Source organism: Micromonospora sp. II (assembly GCF_001709195.1).
GTDB classification, from domain to species: domain Bacteria; phylum Actinomycetota; class Actinomycetes; order Mycobacteriales; family Micromonosporaceae; genus Micromonospora; species Micromonospora chalcea.
The window spans coordinates 1-3,679 of the sequence record NZ_LYXF01000077.1 but is presented as its reverse complement, the minus strand read 5'-3'; the positions used below and the strand labels follow the sequence as shown (position 1 = coordinate 3,679).

At 70.1% G+C, this 3,679-nt stretch carries 4 protein-coding genes and 1 pseudogene; all 5 read right to left on the bottom strand.

From position 1 onward, the window contains the following. Positions 1-494, bottom strand: a 494-nt coding sequence (locus A8711_RS28410; protein WP_304441908.1) for a glycerophosphodiester phosphodiesterase family protein, incomplete at its 3' end; no start/stop codon positions are given. A 7-nt stretch (positions 495-501) separates the two neighbouring features. Beyond that, the gene (locus A8711_RS28405) at positions 502-837 is read right to left on the bottom strand and encodes a rhodanese-like domain-containing protein (protein WP_030499424.1); all 336 of its coding nucleotides are present in this window, start codon (positions 835-837) and stop codon (positions 502-504) included. A 28-nt stretch (positions 838-865) separates the two neighbouring features. Continuing rightward, positions 866-1,783, bottom strand: a complete 918-nt coding sequence (locus A8711_RS28400; protein ID WP_233607736.1) for an LCP family protein — start codon at positions 1,781-1,783, stop codon at positions 866-868. Between the two features lie 197 nt (positions 1,784-1,980). Continuing rightward, positions 1,981-3,195 (bottom strand): LCP family protein, encoded by a 1,215-nt coding sequence (locus A8711_RS28395; RefSeq protein ID WP_043327735.1) that lies wholly within the window; start codon positions 3,193-3,195, stop codon positions 1,981-1,983. A 203-nt stretch (positions 3,196-3,398) separates the two neighbouring features. Then, positions 3,399-3,679, bottom strand: a pseudogene (locus tag A8711_RS28390) (LytR family transcriptional regulator); the annotation flags it as partial.

The following is a 3,679-nucleotide window of genomic DNA, read 5'->3' as shown; positions in this document are numbered from 1 at the left end:
GGCGAGAACGACATCACAGTCACCTGGACCCGGTGGCCCGGGCGGGGCTCGTCCAGCCCGTACCGGCGCAGCAGCGTGACCAGGCGGCGCTCGACCTCGCCCCGGTAACGCGACGGGTGCTTGGTCTCGATCAGCAGCCGGACCGGCCGCCCGGCGTCGAGCACCGCGTCGAGCAGCCGCTCCAGCGTGAGCAGCCGGGTGTGCGACTCGTCCAGCGGCTCGTCGTCCTCGGCGAGCGTCGCGGCCCGGTGCCAGGAGCCGAAGTCGAGCGCGTCCAGTTCGGCGAGCGTACGCGCGCTGACCAGCCCGTGCCCGTTGCTGGTGCGGTCCAGCCGGCGGTCGTGCACGCAGACCAGGTGCCCGTCACGGGTCAGCCGGACGTCGCACTCCAGCCCGTCCGCGCCCTCCTCGATGGCACGGAGGTAGGCCGCGAGCGTGTGCTCCGGCAGGTCGTACGAGGCGCCGCGGTGGGCGAAGACCAGGGGGACGGTCATGACCGCCTCAGGCGACCCGGCCCGGCTGCCCGTCGTCGGTGACCACCGGGCGGCCGGCGGCGGCCCAGTCGCCCATCCCGCCCTCGACGTTGCGCACCTGGTCCCAGCCGTTACGCAGCAGATAGCCGACGACCTGGGCGGAGCGGCCGCCGGAGCGGCAGATCACCGCCACGTCGCGGTCCTGCGGGATCTCGGCCAGCCGGGCGGGCAGCTCGGTCATCGGCAGGTGACGGGCGGCCGGCGCGTGGCCGGCGGCCCACTCGTCGTCCTCGCGGACGTCGAGCAGGTAGACGTCGTCGGGCACGGCCGACGCGGGGACGCTTGGTAGTGAGGCTCCGAACACGGTCACCAAGCCTAGCCGCCCGGACCGCTCACAGCCGGTTGACCCAGCGCGGATTCGCGCCGGCCCACTGCGGCATCCGGGTGTCGCGCAGCGCGGTGAACAGACCGCCGCCGCCGTTGTCCAGCACCACGTACGAGACGCCGTCGATGGTCTGCGGGTACGAGGGCACCTGGACGCCGCGCAGGGCGTCCGCCGGTAGCCCGCGCAACGCGAACAGCAGCTCGTCCAGGGGTACGCCGTTGGTGTCCACGGTCAGCGCTCCGCCGGCCGCGCGCAGCACCCGGTCGAGCTTCACCGGATCGGTGCGCAGGTGGGTCTCGCCCGCCCGGTCGAGCACCGCCCGGAGCATCTGCTGCTGGTGGCGCTGCCTGTCGTAGTCGCCGCCGGGCAGGTCGTAGCGCTGGCGGACGTAGTCGAGCGTCCGGGCGCCGTCCATCTGCTGGCAGCCGGCGTCGAACTGGTGCTTCGTGTGGATCGAGCGCACCGGCGTGTCCACGCACATCCGGATGCCGCCGAGTTCGTCGATCACCTGTTTGAAACCGGAGAAGTCGACGAGCGCGGCGCCGTCGAAGCGGATGCCGGTGAGCCGGGTCAGCGTGGTGCTGAGCAGCCGTGCGCCGCCCTCGCCCCCGCCGCCGTGCTCGTACGCGGCGTTGACCTTGTCCTGGCCGCCGGGGAAGCCGGGCGCCGCCGGGAGCGCCACCAGAAGGTCGCGCGGCACGGAGATCAGGTACGCCTGCCGCATGCCGGCCGGCACGTGCACGATCAGGATGCTGTCGGAGCGCTGGTCCTCGGGGTTCGCGCCGGGCCGGTGGTCGGAGCCGATGAGAAGGTAGTTGAGCGCGCCGTCCAGGTCTGTCCGCTTGTTCCGGGCGGCCGGGTCGAGCAGTTGCTCCTTGGCGACGGTGCGGTCGTAGCGGTGGGTGAGCCAGTTCAGCCCGGCCACGCCGAGCGCGGCGAGCAGGACCAGGACGAGTCCGGTGCCGAGCAGGAACCGGGCCCAGCGGGCGGGTGCGCCCCGCCCGCGTCGGTTCCGTGCTGGCCTGGACGTGACGATCCCCCCGTAGCCGCGACATGAGACCCGCTCACGTCAGGCTACGGGGGGATCGGCCGACCGATGGCGCTTTCGCGCAGGTCAGCAGGTCATTTACGGGTGGAGAGGACGTCCGGGTTGCTCACCACGAAGTCGGCCAGCTTGTCGTTCTTGACCGCCTGGAACATGTCCATGGTCGTCTCGTTGAACGTCTCCCGGCCGTTGCTGTTGCCGGCGAACGTGCCGCCGTTGGTCCGCAGGGTGACCAGGTCGTTCCCGTTGAGGTTCTTGAGCGTGAAGATGAAGTCCGCGATCGGCACGCCGCCGGTGTCCAGGACGAACGCCTTGCCGGCGGCCTTCATCAGCGAGTTCAGCTTGATCGGGTTGGTCAGCATGCCACCCTCGGTGGCCTTCTTGGCCATCGCCTTGATCAGCTGCTGCTGGTTCTGCTGCCGGTCGTAGTCGCTGTTGGGCAGGCCGTAGCGCTGGCGGGAGTAGTCGAGCGCCTCCCAGCCCTGCATCTCCCGGCAGCCCTTCTTGTGCACCACCGCCTTGTACGGCTTGCCGGTCTTCTTCGCGTCCGCGTTCCACATCGGCTTGCCGTCGACGTACGACATGTGGTGCGACTTGACCTCGTGGCTCACGCAGATGCGTACCGAGCCGAGCGCGTCGATCACGCTCTTGAAGCCGCCGAAGTTGATGATCGCGGCGCCGTCGAAGCCGATCCCGGTCATCGACTTGATCGTCTTGGCCATCAGCTGGGCGCCGCCCTCCCAGCCGCCGCCGTTCTGGGCGCCGTGGAAGAAGGCCGCATTGATCTTGTCGGTGCCGCCCTTGTAGCCGCTCTTCTCGAACGCGGGGATACGCGCCTCGGTGTCCCGGGGGATCGAGATCAGGTACGCCTGGTCGTGGCTGGCCGGGATGTGCAGGATGATGATCGTGTCCGACCGGACGTCGTCGGCGGCCCAGCGTTCGCGGGCGTCCACCCCGAGCAGCAGCATGTCGATCGGGCCCTCGAGGCTGTTGCCGCCTTCGGCCTCGCTCTTGCCCGCGCCGCCGAGCAGGTTGCGCTGGGCGATGTTGTCGGTGGCCTGGCCGATGACCGCCTTGCTGCCGACGATGGCGACGCCACTGGTCACCATCAGCACGGCGCCGAGCACCAGCGTGAGCTTCGCCCAGAGCGGGTCCTTGCGCTTGGTGCGCTTCTTCTTGCCACCACCGGGACCGCGACCGCCGGAACCGGGCTGTGTGGGGATGACCGGAGGGACCCGCCCGGATGATCCGGGTGCCGGTGACTGCGGGCGACGGCTGGTCTGGACCGACATGCGTGCTCCAGCTCGGTGATCGGGGGCGGGACCACTTTACGTATCTGTTCCCGTTCTCGCGACCTCGTAGGGCGGCAATTCCCATCAATACCGGCCCACATCTTCGGGTTGTGGCCGAACGGGCAGGGGTAAGGAGCCGGTCGGCGGTTGGCCTCCGTGGTGGCGAGGCCCTAGCGCTCGTTACCGGTCATGCCGTGCCGGCGTCAGCCGCCCGCGTTGTCGCCCGAACCCTTCTGGTTGGCCTGCATCCACTCGGCCATCCGGTCCGCGGCGATCGCCTTGTACATCGCCAGCGCCTTCTCCCGGTCGGAGACCACCACCGACTGGCCGTCGATGGTCTGGCCACCCAGGTGCGGGCTGGTGACGAACGTCAGGTTCTCGCCCCGCAGGCTGCGGAACTGCACTGCCATGTCGGTCAACGAGAATCCCTGGTCGACCGTGACGGCGGCGGTCACCGCCTTGAGGAAGTCGTTCAGCTTCTTCG